A 649-nucleotide genomic window follows, 5' to 3' on the forward strand; every position below is an offset into this window, starting at 1 on the left:
CTTCACGACGACGCCACCCGGCAGGAGCTCACGTCCGCCACCGAGTTCCCGGATCTGGCTGAAGAGCCTGACCACGTGGACTCGCCGCCCACATCAGAGGATCACGGTGCCCCCGAGGCAGATGGTCACGGTCACTTTCCTCAGGTGATTCCGGGCTGCGTGCTGTGGGAACCACATGGTGCCGTGATTCGCGCGGGGTTGGTGCAAGAAGTTGGTCAGCGGTTGGGCGCACGGCTGATCCATCCACGGATCGCCTACCTGGTGGGGCCAGCCGGTGGTGAGCTGGTGAGCGGAACGGGGGGTACGGCGTCGTCGTGGGGATTTGCGCGCGGGTACAGGATCCGGGAGGTGCTGCCGCACACGGTCAAGGTGCTGAAGACCTGGGTGAAGGCCAACCGTGTGGGCACGTTGGAGATCAAGAAGCGTGGCACGGACGTGACCCCGGAGCAGTTGCGCAAGCAGCTCAAGCCGTCAGGGCCCAACCGAGCCACCCTGATTGTCACGCGGATGGCCACCCCCGAAGGCGAGCGCCGTGTGGTCCTGGTGGCAGACCCCCTCCCCTCCTCCCATTCCGCCGAGTAGGCCTTTTGATCGCTGCTGAGCGCTCAGGGGCGATCAAAAGGCCTACTCGGCGGGGAGAGGGAGGGGG

Annotated in this window: 1 pseudogene; it reads left to right on the plus strand. The window is 66.1% G+C overall.

Annotation, left to right across the window (positions count from 1 at the left end):
• Positions 1 to 582: pseudogene (locus L979_RS16345) on the plus strand (hypothetical protein); the annotation flags it as partial.
• Positions 583 to 649 lie beyond the last annotated feature (67 nt).

Origin of the sequence: Kocuria sp. ZOR0020 (assembly GCF_000800955.1) — a bacterium.
Classification (GTDB): domain Bacteria; phylum Actinomycetota; class Actinomycetes; order Actinomycetales; family Micrococcaceae; genus Kocuria; species Kocuria subflava.